This is a genomic window from uncultured Kriegella sp., from assembly GCF_963975415.1.
In the GTDB taxonomy this organism is placed as follows: Bacteria; Bacteroidota; Bacteroidia; order Flavobacteriales; family Flavobacteriaceae; genus Kriegella.
Window position 1 is genome coordinate 530,147 of the sequence record NZ_CAXBGN010000004.1, and the last position, 19,913, is coordinate 550,059.

Annotated in this window: 9 protein-coding genes; 5 read left to right on the forward strand and 4 right to left on the reverse strand. The window is 40.6% G+C overall.

What is annotated here, in order from left to right:
* Window positions 1-3: 3 nt before the first annotated feature.
* Window positions 4-4,152: a two-component regulator propeller domain-containing protein gene (locus AACZ88_RS12025; protein WP_339710452.1), complete on the reverse strand. Its 4,149-nt coding sequence runs from the start codon at window positions 4,150-4,152 to the stop codon at window positions 4-6.
* A 405-nt stretch (window positions 4,153-4,557) separates the two neighbouring features.
* On the opposite strand from AACZ88_RS12025, the gene AACZ88_RS12030 reads away from it, so the two are divergent.
* The 5 genes from AACZ88_RS12030 to AACZ88_RS12050 all read left to right on the forward strand — a co-directional run bounded on the left by AACZ88_RS12030 (window position 4,558) and on the right by AACZ88_RS12050 (window position 16,504).
* Window positions 4,558-7,740 carry a TonB-dependent receptor gene (locus AACZ88_RS12030; RefSeq protein ID WP_339710455.1) on the forward strand — a complete coding sequence of 1,061 codons (3,183 nt, stop codon included), beginning with the start codon at window positions 4,558-4,560 and terminating at the stop codon, window positions 7,738-7,740.
* A gap of 12 nt (window positions 7,741-7,752) precedes the next feature.
* Complete coding sequence (locus tag AACZ88_RS12035; protein ID WP_339710458.1) at window positions 7,753-9,534, forward strand: RagB/SusD family nutrient uptake outer membrane protein; 1,782 nt, start codon at window positions 7,753-7,755, stop codon at window positions 9,532-9,534.
* Between the two features lie 240 nt (window positions 9,535-9,774).
* Window positions 9,775-11,337 (forward strand): arylsulfatase, encoded by a 1,563-nt coding sequence (locus AACZ88_RS12040; RefSeq protein WP_339710461.1) that lies wholly within the window; start codon window positions 9,775-9,777, stop codon window positions 11,335-11,337.
* A 634-nt stretch (window positions 11,338-11,971) separates the two neighbouring features.
* Window positions 11,972-15,049, forward strand: a complete 3,078-nt coding sequence (locus tag AACZ88_RS12045) for a TonB-dependent receptor (protein ID WP_339710464.1) — start codon at window positions 11,972-11,974, stop codon at window positions 15,047-15,049.
* An 18-nt stretch (window positions 15,050-15,067) separates the two neighbouring features.
* The gene (locus tag AACZ88_RS12050) at window positions 15,068-16,504 is read left to right on the forward strand and encodes a RagB/SusD family nutrient uptake outer membrane protein (RefSeq protein WP_339710466.1); all 1,437 of its coding nucleotides are present in this window, start codon (window positions 15,068-15,070) and stop codon (window positions 16,502-16,504) included.
* Window positions 16,505-16,590: 86 nt separating this feature from the next.
* On the opposite strand, the gene AACZ88_RS12055 is transcribed toward AACZ88_RS12050, so the two are convergent.
* Genes AACZ88_RS12055 through AACZ88_RS12065 form a run of 3 tightly spaced genes read right to left on the reverse strand, consistent with a single transcriptional unit; the run spans window position 16,591 to window position 19,779 of the window.
* Window positions 16,591-17,640 (reverse strand): ABC transporter permease subunit, encoded by a 1,050-nt coding sequence (locus AACZ88_RS12055; protein WP_339710468.1) that lies wholly within the window; start codon window positions 17,638-17,640, stop codon window positions 16,591-16,593.
* Window position 17,641: 1 nt separating this feature from the next.
* A complete protein-coding gene (locus tag AACZ88_RS12060; protein ID WP_339710470.1) occupies window positions 17,642-18,631 on the reverse strand; it encodes an ABC transporter ATP-binding protein in 990 nt (329 codons plus the stop codon).
* On the reverse strand, window positions 18,631-19,779 hold the full coding sequence (locus tag AACZ88_RS12065) for an NEW3 domain-containing protein (protein WP_339710473.1): 1,149 nt from the start codon (window positions 19,777-19,779) through the stop codon (window positions 18,631-18,633). The genes AACZ88_RS12060 and AACZ88_RS12065 overlap by 1 nt, the downstream gene beginning before the upstream one ends.
* Window positions 19,780-19,913 lie beyond the last annotated feature (134 nt).

The following is a 19,913-nucleotide window of genomic DNA, read 5'->3' on the forward strand; positions in this document are numbered from 1 at the left end:
AACTTAAATGGTTTGTAGCTTATATTTTTTTGTCAAAGCAGGCCAACCAATTTTTTGACCTTCATTTTTCATAGAGAACGGTGGAATACCGAATTCATCTTTGAAGCATTTTGAAAAGTATTTGGCATCTTTATAGCCCACCATAAATGCAGCTTCAGAAATATTGTACCCCTGTTCCGTAATAAGTAAAGCCGCTCGTTTCATTTTTAGACTCCTAAAAAATTCCACTAATGTTTTTCCCGTAATCTCTTGACATTTTCGGTAAATAACAGAATAGCTCATATGCATACTGCCTGATAAATTCTCTAATTTAAATTCAGGGTTTTCTAATTGTTCGCTTAAATTGGTCACGAGGTCCTCTAAAAAAATATGATCCTTCGACCGCGGAAGTTCGCTACTCGTGCTACTAATAAAATCAGTTTTTGCTTTTGACTTGATGTTCTCCTTGCTTGTAATAAGGCTATTTATTCTCAGAATCAATTCTTGCGGATTAAATGGTTTATTCACATAAGCGACCGCCCCTGACTGGAGACCCAGCAATTTAGATTTTGTAGTATTTTTTGCGGTAAGCAGAAGTATCGGAATATGGGATAGAAGTTTATTTTTTTGGAGTGTTTTAGTCATTTCAACACCATCCATAATCGGCATCATAATATCGCTAATGATGAGATCTGGGCGTAAGTGTTCTGCCATTTGTAATCCTTCTTGTCCATTTTCGGCTATGATTACCATGTATCTTCCCTGTAATAGATCTTTTAAGAAAATCTGCATCTCTATGTTATCCTCCACGATCAAAATGGAATGTGTTGGCGTATCCGATTCGGCTCCTCTATACATATGATGCTCATGCTGGCCATTCAAAGTATGTTCTTCAAGTGGAAGGAATTGCTCCATATCGGAAGACAGCACCTTTTCTTCCGCTGTAAATATATCATCACGTAACGATAAGAACACATCGAATGCGCTTCCCTTCTGCGGAGCGGAAGTAACCTTGATTTTACCATGGTGAATAGCTATCAACTCTTTGGTAAGTGCAAGCCCAATACCAGAGCCTTTCAAATTCTTACCGCTTTCCGATTGATAGAAGAGCGCAAAAATGTTTTTCAGCTCTGCTTTGGGTATTCCAGGGCCAGAATCGACCACAGAAATTTTAATTCGCTGTTTTTTCTCTTTTTTAACGACCTTTAATTGAATGGTGCCTTCAGGGGGCGCAAACTTAAAGGCATTGGCGAGAAGATTATAAAATACGTGCTCTATTTTGTCTCGATCATACCACAACCACAACTCTTCTTCTGGAAATTCTTGTATAAAATCGATTTTTTTAAAACGTGCCTGCTCTGCGAAAGAAAGTGCAATTTGCTTAAGATCTTTAACTATATTACCCTTAGAAGCGCGAACCTTCAACTGGTTCATCTCTTTATTTCTTATGGTCGTCAGATCGGTAGAAATTCGTGAGAGTCGTTGAGCATTATTTTTAATTAATGCCAACCGCTGCATCAACAATCTATTTTTGCTTACGGTCGCTTGTTGTAGCATATCGTCAATGGGGCCGAGAATCAAACTCAATGGGGTTTGTATTTCATGACTCATTTTTGCGAAAAAATTCATTTTCAGGGCATATATTTCTTTTTCGCTATTATAAGCCCATTCCTCTTGTCTTAGTTTATTTCTCAAACGCACCCACCGATATATGGCCATACCAATAAGTAAAGCACTAAGAATATAGATGACATAGGCCAGTGAAGTTCTCCACCATGGTGGCGATATATGTATTTGTATCTGCTTTGTAGCAATGTCCCAAGTTCCTTTTTTTCTGCCCGCCCTTACTTCGAATAGGTATTCGCCACTGGGGACATTTGTATAGGTAGCGGTAAGCTCCGATTTTGGCGATATCCAATCCTCATCAAAACCTTTTAATCTATAGGTGTAGTAATAATTGGTGTTGAGTATATTATCAATAGCCGAAAATCGAAAGGAGAAGGACGATTGATCCGACTTTAAATCAAGGGATTTCACGTTTTCCACACCTTTCGGCAATTGCTCGGGAATCAGATTGCCTGCGGGTCGATGAAGTATTTCTATACTATTGACATGCAACTGTGGTCGAGATTCTTTCTTTAGCATATTTTCAGGAAAAAAAGCACTTACCCCATTTTCGCCACCAAAATAAAGCTTCCCGGTATCCTGAAACGTGCTTCGCCTCTTATATGAATTTCCTTGCAACCCATCGGTCATATAATAGGTCTTTATCTTTTCTAAGTTCGGGTCATATTCGTGAAGACCTGCAGCACTTCCCAACCAAAGCTTTCCTCCCTCGGTCTGCGATAAAGATTGGAAACCAATACCTTTAAGCTCCTTTTTATTCTCAAAAGATTCGTATTCAGAAGTATTGGTATTGTAGAAAATCAAAAAACCTGAAGTGCAAATCAGCCATAAATTGTCTTGACTATCTGCAGTTATATTCGTAATTGTCAAATTTTTGGAGACCTCCGATTGATCTCTATAATAAGTCAAAGCCTCAAACCTAGACTCCTGTAAGTTTGATTCGTTCTCTACAAACTTCAAAAGTCCTCCGTTATTAACACCAAGATACATGGCTCCTTTCGATGTTTCGGCCATACACGGGGAAATATCCCCTGAAAGTCCGTGGTCATTGTAAGTGAACAATGCCAATTCTTTTTGATCGGTCGAAAAGATATGAATACCGACAACAGAGCTTACCCAAATTCTGTTTTTTGAATCACGGTGGAGGTAGCGCACGTCGGTCGACGTGTTACCTTCAGCATCGGCAATCTCTATTTTAATGAATCTATTGGTTTCTAAATCATGAACAAAAAGTCCGTTTTGATAGGTTGCCACCCAAATATTGTGTTTAGAATCTTCGACCAACTTTTGTATATACCTCCCTTGAAAATAATGGTCACCCGTTTTATCTCTACTATATTGAACACTCGACCCATCAGATGACACCTTGTTAAGACCAGAGCCATCGGTGCCCAACCAAAGCGAACCGTCTGTCGCCTCCAGTATTGATAAAATTGGTGTTGGTACTCCCTTTTCAGATCCGCTATAATATGAAATATTATTATTGTTGTTCGGAAGTATATTAACGTTTCCGTTTTTCGTGGATACCCATATATTGCCATTGGAGTCTTTGCTGATGTTTACAGCTGTATTGTTGCTTAAGGAAAATCTATTGGCATTGTTGTGCTTGTAAACCTTAATTTCCTCGGTTTTCAAATCTACACAATAGAGTCCGTTACCATCAGTTCCTGCCCAAATTTTACCATCAGGGTCATGAAATAAAGACAGAAATAAAATATTGTTACTTTCCGAACTGTCTTCTTTTGGTGCATATCTCTTAAATTCCAAGCGATTTACATCATAGGCAAATAATCCTTTATACTCCGAAGTTATCCATAAAGACCCATTACCATCGGCAGCAATTTTTGTTAGGCTACCTATGGGACTGAAGTAAGGGCCCTGAAGCCGTTGCCAAGGGTTTCCGTAACCCGTTCTGGCATATTTGTAAATTATCCCCTCGAAAGTACTTACCCACATGGTTCGCGCATCGGTAAATGCTATGCTCAGAATCTGTTGCGGACGGTTTTCGTTTAGCGGAACAGTGCTAACACTATCCATTTGTGAGCTAGCGTAGTCGTACTTATAAATCGTGCCATTGGCAGATCCGAACCAAACAAAATTCTCTTCGGGCTGTATAGCCGAAATTCGACCACGATTATTACCAATACCAATGGAATCTTTGAACGAACTATAGTTGCCACTAGGGGTAATACGGGTCAATTCGCCATCGAATGTAGCCAACCAAAAATTTTCTTCTGCATCTTTTTTAAAGACAATATTCCGTGGGTTGGTATGCGTTTTTTTAAATATGTCGGCATAGGAAGTATAAAAATAATCGTAACCATCATACTTGTAAAGACCCTCACTATCCGTTATCCAAGTATAACCTAAAGAGTCAAAGACAAATTGAGAATCGTATCTAAAAGTTTTGTCGAGATGATGGAAGTTAGCCGTTTCTTGGCTGTACGAGCCAGCGCACAAACCCAAGAAGAGCATCAGAAAGACAAATTTTCTTCTTGCCGGTGATTTATTACACCATCGCATCATTGAATCTTCAATCACTTTCATCTCACACATCTTCAAGATAAAAAACATAAGCGCACCTTTCGTGCATTGCCTCTTTGAGCGCTTCAAAGTTACTAATTACAATTTAGCGCGTGCGGAGAATAGAATACGTTTTGATCAAAATTGGGGGTCATAATCGTCAATTGCCTTCTTAGTACAACATTTCAGGGGTTTTAGGTAAATATTTCCCCCATGTCATCCCAATAGAATGTTAAAATTTGATGATTCAAACAAGGCAATTACTGCAACACCCAAACAACCTTCTAAAAACCCTATTTAGTGAATACAAGAAGAAATTTCCTTAAAAATCAACTTTGGTAAAGTCTATAAAAACAAAAAACTGAAGAGCCCCACTGGGGTTCTAATGTGCCAACTAAATAACACAATTGCTAACTTTAAATTAAACCTATGGAAAAATTGATTAAAAAATTATCGTTTTTGACGGTAATCTTACTTGCGGGCAGCCTATGGGCGCAAGATCTAACTGTATCGGGAACGGTTTCAGATGCCCAAATAGGCACTCCGGCACCTGGCGTGAATATTATAGAAAAAGGTACTGCTAACGGGGTAGCGACAGACTTTGATGGTAATTATACTATCGAAGTACCGGCAAATGCAGTCTTGGTCTTTAGTGCATTGGGGTATATAACCCAAGAGGTTCCTGTCAACGGACAGACCACTATCAACTTGTCGCTATCGGAAGATACCGCACAATTAGATGAAGTCGTGGTCATCGGTTTCGGTACACAAAAAAAGGCCAATGTAACCGGAGCTACAGGTTCTGTAGATATGGCCGATATTTTAGGTAATCGACCTGTAACCAACCCTATTGAAGCGATACAGGGCACTATTCCCGGATTGCAGATAACCACTAATTCTGGTCAGCCCGGGGCCTCAGGGCTTAATGTCAATATCAGGGGTATGACCTCTATAAACGGGGGAGAACCATTAGTTCTAATGAACAATGTACCTGTGTCCATCGATGATATCAACCCGCAAGATGTAGAATCGATTACCGTTCTAAAGGATGCCTCCGCTACTTCCATTTATGGTGCACGAGCGGCATTTGGTGTTATTCTGATAACTACAAAAAGCTCAAACACCAATCAACCTATAAAATTCGAGTACTCTTCAACGTTTAGTTTCCTTTACCCAGAAGACATCCCTGACAAAGCATCTACCTATGACTTTATCAATGCGATCAACGATTGGGGTACAAATCCGTTTTGGACAGGTCAAGACATTCCGGCTTGGGTTGGCTTTTTGGAAGAATATCGCACCAATCCTTCGACCTACCCCGCGGGTTATGCAGAATTTAACGGGTTAAGATATCCTTTGGCGGATACAGATTTAATCGGGGAATGGATAAATGATCTTGGATTTACGCAAATCCACAACATCAACTTTAGCGGTGGGGGCGATAAAACCAGTTATAGAATATCAGCAGGATATAGCGATGAAGATGGCATCATCATAACTCGGAATGATAGTTTTAAAAAGTATAATATAAACGCTTCAATTACTTCCAATCTCACTTCAAACCTGACCTCTACAACCAACATTATCTATAGAAACAGTACAAGAAGAACCCCCTTGGGAAGCTACAGCAACTCCATCAGCTTTAATCCCTATACCCCGGCAAAGGGCAATCATGTTTTTGATGACGGTACCGAAGTACCCTACGATACACCGGCCAATAGGGAATTACTAAAAGTAGCACCAAAAATCTTGAACGACAACGTCCGCTTTTTCCAGAAGTTGGATTACAATATCATTGAAGGGCTTAATCTTATTGGCGAATACACTTATGAGAAAAAAAACCTGACCAGAACAACTAGTGACAATCAGATTTTAACGGTCAACCCAGAACGCTTTGTGTTGAATGCCGTAGACCCCGTCAATACGTTCTTTAGAAAAGAAAATGTACAGACCGAATATAATGCCTTAAACTTTTATGCCAAATACTCCGTTGATTTTAACAAACACAACCTAAGTGCTTTGGCAGGGGTCAATAGTGAAGAGAGCAGTTTTGCAGGATTCGTTTCACAACGTAACAATTTGATCAATGTTGACCAACCTACCTTATCGGGGGCTACTGGCGCCCAAACCACCGATGATTCGTATGGCGAATGGGCCGTTTTAGGATATTTTGGACGATTGAACTACAATTATGCCGAAAAATACTTTTTAGAAATAAGCGGAAGATATGATGGTTCTTCGCGCTTTCCCGAAGGCAATCGATTCGGATTTTTCCCTTCCTTTTCTGGAGGGTGGCATCTCGGACGGGAATCGTTTATGGAATCAATCGGATTTTTATCAAGTCTAAAATTAAGAGGTTCGTGGGGTGAAATAGGAAACCAGATAATACTTGATGGCAGCAATGATATATTATATCCAGCCATCCCAGGCTTAGGTATTACCGATTACGGCGCTACCCAAACAACAAACTGGTTGAATGAAGAGACGGGAACAAGGTATTCGACCTTATTGTTACCTAACTTGGTCAGTTCTACCTTTACCTGGGAAACGGTTCAAACGTTAAATTTAGGTTTTGACGCCGCCTTCTTTAAAAGCAGATTGAATACTTCCTTCGATTGGTTTAAAAGAAGAACACTCGATATGTTGGCACCAGGTTCAGAGCTGCCAGCGGTACTAGGAGCCGAGGCTCCTCTTGAAAATGTCGCCGACCTTGAATCGACCGGATGGGAGCTAGCGCTTTCATGGAATGACAAAATCGGGGATTTCTCTTATAATATAGGGGCGACGTTGTACGATTACCAATCGAAAATTACCAAGTTTGACAATCCTTCAGGGCTCTTAAGCCAATACTATGTGGGTCAGGATATAGGTCAAATTTGGGGTTACACCACAGACGGGTATTACACGAATGACGATTTTGTCGACGGCACCCTAAATACAGATGTGAGTAGTTCAAGTTATCTTATGGGAGGCACTTTGAAAGATGGCATACCCGCATGGGAAGGCCGAAACCAAAACCCAGGTGATATTAAATTCGTAGATTTTGATGGAAACGGTATCATTAATGACGGAAACAATACCCTTGAAGATTCGGGCGACAGAACGGTAATCGGAAATTCTACCCGAAGATATCAATATGGCTTTTTTGGTAACTTCAGTTATAAGAATGTCGACTTTTCATTTTTAGCCAATGGTGTCGGCAAACGTGATATCTATTTGAACAACCGCGTACGTTTTCCATACCTAGATGAATTTTCAGTGGTCTATCAATCGCAATTAGACTATTGGACCCCTGAAAATACGGATGCCTTTTTCCCTAGAAACTACCCTTTAGGTGGTGAGAATTATGGTGTGAGCAGAAGCACACAAACCAAATATCTGATTAACGGAGCTTATTTGAGAATAAAGAATTTGACATTGGGCTACACTATTCCACAAGATGTTTTGAAAAAGAACGGAATCGATAAACTACGCCTTTACGTTTCGGGGGAAAACTTGTTTAGCTTCAATGATTATCCTGACGGGATAAATACTGAATTGGCAACTCAAGGTAGCGGCGGAATCTATCCCTATTTAAGGAGTTATTCCATTGGTTTAAACTTAACTTTCTAAATGCACAAAGAGATGAAAAATACATATATAATTTTAGCGTTTATTTTACTGCTTTTAGGCACGGGGTGCAGTGAAGATTTTCTTGAAAAACTACCTCAGGATCAATTAACAGTCTCGACCACATTTACCACCAACTCTAATTTTGAGACTTATGCTTGGTCGATGTACGCCGAATCTTTCCCCGGTTACTGGGACCTAACTCCGGTTACTCGCGAAATGGCCAGTGACCTAATGGTAAATAACGCCGGTACAGTGGGGCATGAATTGTTATGGCAACGTAAAATAGTACCTTCTGCATCTACTTTGTGGAGCGGTCCTTTTGAAAATATTAGACGGGCAAACTTACTCCTCGACAATATAGATACTAGTGAATTATCTGAGGATGAAAAGAAAAACTGGAGGGGCATCGGACTCTTTTTCAGGGCTTACGAATATGTTTCCCTGATTGCCAATTACGGAGAAGTACCGTGGGTAGACCGCGCCTTGAACGAAACCGATGAGCATGTATTGTTCGGCCCAAAAACACCACGCGACGAACTGGCTCAAAATGTTCTCAATGACCTATTAGAAGCCGAGTCCATTATTAGCCCGAATGGTCATGGAGCAAATACGGTGAATACCAGTGTGGTTCGTGCTTTAATATCTAGGTTTGGACTATATGAGGGAACTTGGAGAAAGTACCATGGTCTTGGGGGAGAATCACCATACTTACAAGCCAGTGCCGATGCTTCGGCAAAACTTATTGCCGATCACCCAGATCTTCATAGTAGCTATGATGAAGTTTTCAATAGTGAAAGCTTAAATGGTGTTGCAGGTGTTCTACTATATAAGGCATATGAATTTGGCATTCAAAACGGCCGTTGGTCACATTACAATAGAAGTTCCATTGGACACCGTGACCTAACAAAAAAAGCTGTGGACCAATATTTGTGTCTAGATGGTGAGACCATTCACACAAGTCCACTTTTCGATGGAGAAGAAGACGCTTACGATGAGTTTAGAAACCGTGATCACCGATTATATTTTAATACACCTCCACCTTTCAGGGTAGACACAGACGGGCAAAACCAGCTTACCTGGGAACATGACAGCGACCCTAAAAGCCGTGAATATATTGATTTAATGGCCACGTTAAGCGATGACACCCATAAAACGTTACCTACCATAAACTGGAGGGGCTTGGTGGTTCGAACCTCCCCTCACTTTAGAAATTTTAATGAAGGCCATGGCTATAATGTAACTTTTACAGGATATGCATTTTACAAATTCTCGAATAAAATAAGCAGACTTCAGAATAGGGATTCCCATGATGCTCCAATTTTCAGAATGGGCGAAGTGTTTTTGAACTATGCCGAGGCCATGTACGAATTGGGTCAATTCACTCAAGAAATTGCCGACCAGACCATCAACAAGTTGAGAGCTAGGGGTTCCGTTGCCCCTTTAAGCTTGACCGACATAGCTGATGATCCCACTAGGGATTCGGATGTGTCCCCAGAATTATGGGAAATACGCAGGGAAAGAGGTATTGAGCTTTTGGGAGAAGCGCTCGGAAGATCTTTTGACATCAAACGCTGGAAAAAGCTCGTCGAATATGGAGACGACGAGAAATTGGGCAGATGGGTAGTAAATGCAGATTATGGCGGTAATTTACCCATACAAGGCGGTGCAGACGAAGGCTATGTCTCCCCTTTTGGTGTGCCACCAGGGGTTCCCGAATATTATTACTTAGAACCAATTCCTTCTGATCAACTTGTTTTGAATCCACAGTTGACGCAAAACCCCGGTTGGGAGTAACAGTAATTTTGTTTTAGTAAATAGTTGTTTTGTTAGTTAGCGAAGAAGATGTTTACCGCAACAATGTTCCCCCAATATTGGTGAACATCTTCTTTTTCCACAATTCAAAATATCCCATAAGAAATACTCGCAAAAAATCAGTGGCCAAAACAATTTCGTTTCCCAAGTTGCACCTGGTTGGAGATTCTAATAGACGAAACCAAGAATATCATTTTATACAACTTTTCAAAAAGTCAAGTTATGCTGCGCTATAATTATTTAATTATCACTATTCTAATTGCTTTTTCATCATGTGGAGACAAGAAGATTGAGGGGAAACAAAAAAGCGAAAAGCCTAATATCATCTATATTCTTGCCGATGATTTGGGTTATGGCGAACTTGGTGTATACGGACAGGAAAAAATAGAAACGCCCAATATCGATGCCCTTGCCAAGAATGGAATCATATTTACACAGCACTATACGAGTGCACCCGTTTGCGCCCCTGCCCGCTATATGCTTTTAACCGGGAAACATTCTGGCCACGCATACATAAGGGGCAATGATGAATGGAGGGAAAGGGGTGAAGTATGGAGCTATAAGGCTGCCATTTTAGACTCTACCCTAGAGGGACAGAGACCTATTCCTTCAAATACAATATTAATCCCTAAGAAATTAAAAGAACAAGGGTACTCCACTGGAATGATCGGTAAATGGGGCTTGGGAGCACCACATACCGATGCCATACCTACAAAAATGGGATTCGACTTTTTCTATGGTTACAACTGCCAACGACAGGCACATACCTACTATCCTGTTCATCTGTACCATAATGAGGAAAGGGTTTATTTCGATAATGATACCATTCCCCCATCGATAAAATTAGAAGAAGATGCCGATCCGAAAGACCCCGAGAGCTATAACGATTTCACCCTGAATACGTATACCCCGGATGTTATGCTCGATCAAATGATCGACTTCATTTCAGAAAAAAAAGAGTCGCCCTTTTTCTTTTATTGGGCTACTCCCATTCCCCATAACCCCATTCAAGCACCAAAAAGATGGGTCGATTACTACAAGAAGAAATTTGGTACCGAAGACCCTTATTTAGGCAACAAGGGGTATTACCCCCATCAGAATCCGCGGGCAGGTTATGCCGCAATGATTTCTTACTTGGACGAAAATGTTGGAAAGCTTATTGAACATCTTAAAAAAGAAGGTATTTATGAGGATACGCTAATAATTTTCACCTCTGATAATGGGGTTACCTATACTGGAGGTACCGACGGAGAGTTCTTCAATAGCTCAGGTGTATTTGGGGAAGCTTATGGCGATGCAAAAGGTTTTGTATATGAAGGTGGAATTCGAGTACCCATGATTGCGAGTTGGCCGGGTAGTATAGCGAAGGGAACGAAAACTGACCTTATTTCAGCGCATTATGATGTAATGGCCACTTTGGCCGACTTGGTGGGCTTTGAAAAGCCTAAAGATGATGACGGCATCAGTTTTCTACCCACTCTGCTCGGAAATGAAAATCAAAAAGAGCATGAGTTCTTGTTTTGGGAATATCCCGAATACGGAGGGCAAGTTGCTATAAGAATGGGGGATTGGAAAATAGTTCGCCAACACTTGAAAGACAAGAAGACACCCACACTAGAATTGTACAATCTGTCCAATGACCCCTCTGAATCGGAAAATTTAGCCCATGACCATCCTGAAATCATAAAAAAAGCTGCTACTATTTTTAAGAAAGAACACATAAATGCAACCACAGAGGGCTTCCGTATTCCGAGTATTGAAAAAGGGTTGCTCTCCGACTTATAAAAGAGGTAAACTACTATGACTTTTTCAATCCATAGTTTTTATGGTAGCACTGAAATCACCAAAAGTTGGCAGGCCATCAAATAACACATTTTTAAAAGGGAAGTTCTTAAAGATTACCATAGTCATTCTCGAATCTAAGATCGTTACGGAAACAATAGTAACTAAATGAAATTGCAGGGTTTTAACCGTTAACTAGATAGTTAAGTGGGTTTTAAACAATTGCAGTAATGCCATTGCATAGAAATCAGGGTCACTTCACGGTACAAGTAAAATACCTACAGCGTTTTCAATTCAAGTTAGAATAGTTCAAAAATCCTCACATTTAACAAGTAAAAACCCTCATTTTTTACCTTAACAAACTTCATGTTAATATAGTATATAATACGGGTAATTATGGCGTCTTTATTTATAATTACATAACCTAAATTTACCACTTATTTAACTTGTATTAAAAAGATACAAAAACAGAACCCTTAAACCATTAAAGCAGTGTTGAATAACCCTTCAAAAAGGTCTCCGACCACTACTATAATGATTATCAAAAAGAGCGGTATAAACGAAGGGAATCCATACCGCGTAAAGGGCTCTAAATAAACCAGCCAAATAGGATGATTACTAACTTTAAATTGAACATATGGAAAGATTGATTAAAAATGGATTATTTCTTGGTATGCTATTTGTTTCTAACGTTATTTTCGCTCAAGAAATAAAAGTTTCAGGAGTGGTCACAGATGATGTATCGGGCACCCCTATTCCTGGGGCAAGTGTCGTAGAGAAGGGCACAACCAATGGAGCAGCTACCGACTTTGATGGAAATTATATCTTAAATGTCCCTTCAAATGCAGTTCTTGTTTTTAGCTCATTAGGCTATACGACAAAAGAAGTACCTGTTAACGGTAAAACCACGGTCGATATCATACTTACCGAAGATGCCGCTCAATTAGATGAAGTGGTCGTCGTAGGTTATGGCACCCAGAAAAAAGAGAATTTAACGGGTGCCGTAGGGGTAGTTACGGCCGAAGATATGGGAAGTCAGCCCATCACCAGTGCTGGTAGTGCCATGCATGGTCGCGTGGCGGGTATACAAATGATACAAGGTTCATCACAACCCGGTAAAAATGCACCAGTTTTTCAGATTCGTGGTGTAGGTACAATCCGTTCAGGTATAGATTCACAGAACACAGCTTCTGCCCCATTAATACTTATAGACGGGGTACAAGGTACTATGGACGACATACATCCCAGCGATATTGAAAGTTTCTCAGTTTTAAAAGATGCGGCTTCTGCAGCTATTTATGGTGTTAAAGCCGCCAATGGTGTCGTATTGATTACTACAAAAAGAGGAAAAGACAGAGCAGCAAGGGTTTCGATCAATTCATACTACGGTGTTCAAAGTGCAACGACCACGCCCACGGTTATGAATCCCTATCAATTCGCCGTTGCCTTCAATGAGGCATACACCAATGTTGGTCAAGATCCACTCTATTCAGACGATCTTCTCGCCATTATAAAAGAAGGTAATGACCCAAGATTGTACAACGGCAACCTTTTCGATGAAGGCTATAGAAAGGCTGCCCCCCTTATCAACCACTACTTTTCGGTTACCGGTGGCAATGATAAAGTCAAATATATGATATCGGCCGGATACCAAGATCAAGAAGGTATACTTATCGAAACAGGTGCCACCCGTTATAACTTCAGATCAAACCTAGACATAACCCTCTCTGAAAAATTTCGTGTCGGTCTCAACGTAGCAGGCAGTTCAAGTGACTCTTACGAACCCAATTACTCGGGCTACGGGGCCACGCAAGTAGTACGTGATATGATTAGAAAATATCCATTTGCACCCATCTTTCAACCCGATGGCTACATAGCGATGGGAAGCTCCCTCCTAAACCCCGTACAAGATGCAAACGCCATTAATCCTATTGCACTTGCCAAATATGGCGGCCGTGATGATATCAAGACGCTTCGGGTGATTCCCAACGTTTATTTTGAGTATTTGCCTATTAAAGACCTTGTAATTAAAGTAAACGGTTCGGCAAACATCGAAAGTTCACGAAACACCTACCGCCGAAATAAATTGACCGTTTCAGACGGCACTGCGATAACCACCAACAACGGGCTAGGCACCCTTTCCGAGAGGGCGATCAGCGAACAACTGACAATGTTAGAGATAACCGCAAACTACAACAAGAGTTTTGGGGAGTCTACTTTTACAGCTTTAGCCGGTTACGGATTCCAAAAATATCGCTACGATTATTTACGGGGTGACAATGAAGGGTACTCTTATGACTTCCTTAGCGAGCTTGATGCCGGTGATGGCAATCCTTCGGTATATGGCAACGCAACAGAATATTCATTGCTTTCCTATTTCGGAAGAATAAACTACGGATATGCCGATAAATACCTCTTTGAAGCCAATGTTCGTTACGATGGCTCATCACAATTTTTAGGTGATAACCGATTTGCATTCTTTCCTTCGTTCTCGGTAGGTTGGAACCTCGCCAAAGAAAGTTTTATGGAAAACATTTCGAACATAAACCTATTCAAAATAAGAGCGGGTTGGGGTCAGCTCGGCAATAACCAGGTAGGTAACTACCCCGGGGTACCGACCATCAATTTGAATCAGCCCTATGCCTTCGGCGGCTCTTTGGCCCCTGGATCGGCTATTACGGCATTGGCCAACCCCGATATCACGTGGGAAACAACAACAACCTCCAATATCGGTTTAGATGCCCGGTTCTTTGACCATCGGCTGAGCTTGGAAGGTGATTATTACATTCGCAAAGGTACCGACGTGCTTTTAACACCCCCCATTGTAAGTACACTCGGAAATGTAACTGCACCTTTTCAAAACTTTGGGGCAATTGAGAATAAAGGCTGGGAAGCAAGTATTGGCTATTCTGATATGATCGGTGAGCATTTTAGCTTCGGAGCTTCATTTAATTGGACGCACAACGATAATAAAATATTAAAACTTGACGATGAATTTATAAGTGCCAACAAAATCATCAACAGAGAAGGCGAACCCATTAATTCGTTTTATGGCCATCGTATAATCGGCATTTTCCAAACAGACGAACAGGCGCAAGACTTTGAGACCTATGGCATTCAGCCTGGTGGCGATACCGTAAGTGCGGGCGACTATATTTGGGAAGACACCGATGGCGACGGTATTGTCGATTCAAACGACAAAGTGATTATTGGCGACCCCAACATTCGAAACAACTATGGTTTCTCTCTTGATATGTCGTACAAAGGTTTCGACTTTAGAACAGTCTTTCAAGGAGTACTGGGTCGTGATGTTGAAAGAGGGGTATTTGGTTACGATGCCAGGGCCAATCAGAATATGGACACCTGGTTTCTTGACCGTTGGACACCCGAAAACACTGATACCGATGTTCCTAGGGTCGCAAGAAACTACAAATACAATACATCATTGTTTGTTGGCCCTGCTATAAGTTCGGCAATTGTTGACGCCTCGTATTTGAGAATGAAACATCTCGAATTTGGATATTCGCTACCTGAAGAGGTAATATCAAAATTTGGTATGCAGAAAATGCGTTGGTTCATTTCTGGGGAAAACGTCTTTACCATCACTGATTTTACAGATGGTTACGACCCTGAAGATTCTAGAACCTTCAATAACAATAACGATAGTTATCCCTTGGCCAAAACATTTTCAGTGGGTGTAAACTTGATTTTTTAAACGTATAAAATGAAAAAGATGAAACGAATATTTCTACCAATAATACTGGTCTTGACCTTTTTCGGGTGCAGTTCAGAACTTGACCTGTTGCCATTGAACACAGTAACAGAACCCACTTTTTGGAAAACATCGGATGATGCCATAACCGGAGTGAACGGAGTGTACAACACCTTGGCCGATAATTATCAATACCGTGATTTTTATATGCATTCTGACGCCATAACAAATAATGGCTATTCGCAATACACTTTCAACTCTTATCTTGAAATGAGTGATGGTAGTGGTTTTGACTCGAGCAGTGCAATACCAACACAAGTCTGGAATAGATGTTATGAAGGTATCGTGCGGGCGAATAGGGTGATTACCTATATCACTGACATCGAAATGGATGCCAACCTAAAAAATCGAATATTAGGTGAGAGTAGATTTTTACGGGCATTATTTTATACTACCTTAATTAATCTTTATGGAGATGTTCCATTGATCCTTGAAATTCAGTCGATTGAAGAATCATTGGTCTCAAGAACGGCTAAAAGCGAGGTATTAGCCCAAATAATCGACGACTTAAATTTTGCCGAAGTCAATCTGCCCTCTAGCTATAACGGGTCTGACATCGGTCGAGCAACTTCTGCAGCTGCCATAGGTCTTAAAAGTAGGGTATACCTCTTCGATCAGCAATATGCTTTGGCCATTAGTGAAGCTAATAAATTCGCAACCTTGGGCTATGATTTAGTTCCTGCAGAACAGTTTTCTGATATGTTCTTGCCTGCTTTAGAAAATAATAACAATGAGTCTATTTTCGAGGTACAATTTCTAGGACAAGCAGGTGTTGCCAACGTAGGAAGTCAATTCAACCAAAATTCAGGCACACTTAAAACCTTCGGATCAAGTGTTTTTTCGCCCGTTCAAGAGTTGGTAGATATTTATGATGAGGAAGACATACGCCTTACGGCCACAGTTTTACGACCAGGCGACCTGTTTGGCGAAGAAATATATGATGGGGTCAACTCGCCCACTACCTTCGCGTTTAAAAAGTTCGTAATTCCTGACCCAACTGTCACCACAGATGGAGATGCCAATTTCGTGGTGATGCGATATGCAGAAATTTTGCTGAATTTAGCGGAAGCACAGAACGAATTGAATGGGCCTGATGGCGCATATGCACCTATAAATAGAATACGCAATAGGGCCGGTCTTGAAGACTTGGCAACCGGACTCACTAAAGAGCAAATGCGCGATGCAATAAAGTTAGAGCGTAGAAAAGAACTTGCTTTTGAAGGCCATCACTATTTCGACCTACTGCGCTACGGTGCCGATGACTTGAAAGAGGCCATGGAAAGTGTAACCAGTGTAGTCGGACACACTAGGTCATTTCAAGAACGCTTTATGCTATGGCCGATTCCACAGCCCCAAATTAACATAAATCCTAATCTAGAACAGAATCCAGGGTGGTAAAACCCAGCTTAGCATATAAATCATGCCAAGCAATTAATTAAAAACCCGCTCCTTATAGGCTTAAGGAGCGGTTTTTTTTTATTCCATTACCCTCTAGAACGTATTTCACGCTTCATAAAAATGAGATACGAAAACAAAAAGCACAACAAGGTCAATGCCAATAAACCCGTCACCTGTGGCCACACTAATAAAACACTCTGCGCCAGCGGTAAACTACCAGGAATCGCACCCTGTATTTGTTCCATGGTCAATGGTCCCAAGCTACGTACGGAAGGCACCAAAATAGCCGAAGTAATTTCATCGAACAGCTCATTTGGCATGATTTGAACCAAATAAAATTTTAATTTTTTGTATATGTAAATAGCGTTCGGAGCAGCATATTTAGAGGGCTCAAAACCCTTAACTATAAGGTTTACGATCAAAGGATAAAAAATGGTAAAAAATAACCATACCGCTATACCCGTCAAAGCCGAGGTAGCCGGTTGTCTAAAGCGGACTGAAAACAGAATAGACAAATTCAACCAAAAAGAAACATAGACAATACTTAGAAGCGTATACACTATAATTCGCAAAAACTCTTCGGCCGTAGGAGGAATTCCGAGGGCGATCAACCCCGTACCCATAACCAAAAAACTCAACGAAAAGAGCATGACACCTATAACGATTATTCCTGCCAAAAATTTAGCATTTAGTATATAATCCCTTGGAACAGGTTGTGCCATAATACGGCTTAACGTGCCTCTATTTTGTTCTGAGCTGATAGCGTCGAAACCCAAACCAATTCCGAAAAGGGGACCCAAGAAACCTACAAATACAAAAAACGAAGGTAAGGTACCATCAGATTTGGTAAACAAGTTTAAAAAAAAGAACGTGTTTTCCGAAGTATCGGAACCAAGTGTCTTTAAACTATCCGTCAAGGTCGAAAACAAGGTTCCTGTACATGCTAGAAGAATAATGGCAAATAGAATAAGGAAACGCCAATTTCTAATATGATCGGCAATTTCTTTTTGCACCATTACCTGGAATGGACTTAAATGTAATTTGTTTTCATCACTACTTTTTCTTAAAACTGGAAAAGACTTTAAAATAACAGTCCACTGCGGAAATTTAATGCCCGTTAGTTTTGACATCCCCATTTCATACTTTTTTTTGATTATATTTTTTTTCCTCTTGAAAATATTGGTGATAGATATCATCTAATCCATATTCCTTTTTACTTAAATGATTGAGGCCGTACCCTGAATTCACTATTAGTCTTGACAATTCAGCAGTAACATCTTTTTCGGAAACCGCTACAAAACGTTTATCGTTCAACGTCACTTTTGCAACACCATTTAGTTGGTTCATTTTTCTTACGACCTCACTTAAAGGAATAACGGCATCGTCCAAATCTTCGTGAATCGATGTGATAGCCCCTTCAATTGTAAAAGTATTTTTCGAAAACAATTGTTCTGCAAGAGAACTAATTTTTCCTTCAGCCAAAAGCCTACCTCTTACAAATAAGCCTACCCGGTCACATACTTGTTGGATCTGATGTAAATGATGTGAAGAGAATAGCACTGTAATTCCCTTTTTTCTACTTAATCGAACGATTAAACCTAAAAAATTATTAACGCCTTCTGGATCAAGTCCTAATGTAGGTTCGTCAAGTATAATGACCTCGGGTCTTTTTATCAGTACATCTGCCAAGCCCAATCGTTGGCGCATTCCGCGAGAATAACTTTCGACTTTCTTATCTTTTGCGTCAAACAAACCGACTTCCAAAAGAATTTCCAAGGCCGCTTTTTTTGCTTTTTCAACAGCCATATTATTCAAGCGCGCTACATAAATTAGGTTTTGCAAACCGGAATAATCATTATAAAAACCAACATCCTCAGGTAAATACCCCACCCTTCTCTTTACCTTCAACGGGTACCTTGCCGTATTTATGCCGCATACTTTTACACTTCCCGAATCTGCATCGGTAAGACCCAGTAGCATCAAAATAGTGGTCGACTTACCTGCTCCATTCGGCCCTAACAAACCGAAAATTTCACCTTTTTCAATAGATAGCGACAAATTATCTACAGCGACATGGTTTCCATACTTTTTGGTTAGTCCGACAATTTCTATACTTTTTTCTACCATTACTTTCTGCCGTATTTTTGGAATAGGTAATAGATTGCCCCCAAGGTGCCCAAAATGACCATTATACCAAACCACCCCCATAGCAAAGGGGTTTTCACCAAGAATCTTATCGAAGTCGTAGAGGATATTTCAGGAGTTCGAGCAGTAATTTTCGAAATATAATCACCAGGTATTGCCTTGTCGGCCGTCTTTATTGTGGCGTGCACCTGCGTACTTGCCCCTGCCTTTATTAAGGGTATCGTGTCAGGTTCAATTGAAATTTCCCAGTCCTTGGGTTTTGAAGAATTAAAAGTAATGTTATTCAACTCGCCAGAACCTGTATTCACCACCATCAAATCCAGCTTTTTCTCTCTTCCAGCCGTAATACTTGAACTTAGCAGTCCGGTCGGTGTAGTTAATTCTATATTGTAAGATGCTGTTATGACCACTTCGAGTTCCAATTCGGCCGAACTATACTTGTTCGTGGCACGAATAGGTATCTTATATGCTGCTGACGCCACTTGAGACGGAGGTTTTACCTCAATTGTAATATTGGTTGTTTTACCAGGTTCTATCTCCACAGCCGTAGCTTGCCTTCCATTTGGTTTGAAAGCTACATTCCAACCACGGGGTGCCTTGGCCAACAATGAGTACACCTGTTTTTCGCCCGTATGATTCTTCAGTTTGGTTGTGAAGTTAAAATTCGCCTTAGAATGGCCCTCCATATTGATTTGATCAGCGATAAACTCCGTCTTAAAAGTACCTTGCTCCGAGACATCGATGACAAGGGGGAGCACATCATAATTTCTACCGATAACCTTCAACCGGTATTTTCCTTTATCAACTTTTAGAGGCACATTAATTGTTAAGGAGAGTGTTTTCTTTTCACCAGGGAGAACAGCAACACGATGAATGCTGTAACCTCCAGCTTTTAAGGTATAGCTCCAGTCTTCGGGCATCCCCGATAAAACGATATCAACGTTTTTTAACTGGCCACCATAATTTTTCACATCAATGGCATAATCGATCGATTCGCCAGGGGGAGCCGAAATATCGGTATAGGGCGTGTATAAAGTGATGCCATTGCCAGCCTTTGCAACAGCGCTAAACAAAAATAAAAAGGTTACTAAAGACAAAAAATTTCTTAAATCGTGTTTACGAGTTATCATAAAAAATCGTTTAAATAATAAAAAAAGTAAGCTGGTTTATAAGTTTAACCGCAAAGCATTGAGGTTAAACTTCATGCTATAATCGCACCTAGGCCAAACAAGGAATCAGGTGGTCTTTCTCTGGTTTCAACTAT

Bases quoted from the DNA above. Each gene is read 5' to 3' on its own strand.
- AACZ88_RS12055 (WP_339710468.1), bottom strand. From the start codon at position 17,640: ATGGGGATGTCAAAACTAACGGGCATTAAATTTCCGCAGTGGACTGTT.
- AACZ88_RS12065 (WP_339710473.1), bottom strand. From the start codon at position 19,779: ATGATAACTCGTAAACACGATTTAAGAAATTTTTTGTCTTTAGTAACC.
- AACZ88_RS12060 (WP_339710470.1), bottom strand. From the start codon at position 18,631: ATGGTAGAAAAAAGTATAGAAATTGTCGGACTAACCAAAAAGTATGGA.
- AACZ88_RS12025 (WP_339710452.1), bottom strand. From the start codon at position 4,152: ATGAAAGTGATTGAAGATTCAATGATGCGATGGTGTAATAAATCACCG.
- AACZ88_RS12040 (WP_339710461.1), top strand. From the start codon at position 9,775: ATGCTGCGCTATAATTATTTAATTATCACTATTCTAATTGCTTTTTCA.
- AACZ88_RS12045 (WP_339710464.1), top strand. From the start codon at position 11,972: ATGGAAAGATTGATTAAAAATGGATTATTTCTTGGTATGCTATTTGTT.
- AACZ88_RS12050 (WP_339710466.1), top strand. From the start codon at position 15,068: ATGAAACGAATATTTCTACCAATAATACTGGTCTTGACCTTTTTCGGG.
- AACZ88_RS12035 (WP_339710458.1), top strand. From the start codon at position 7,753: ATGAAAAATACATATATAATTTTAGCGTTTATTTTACTGCTTTTAGGC.
- AACZ88_RS12030 (WP_339710455.1), top strand. From the start codon at position 4,558: ATGGAAAAATTGATTAAAAAATTATCGTTTTTGACGGTAATCTTACTT.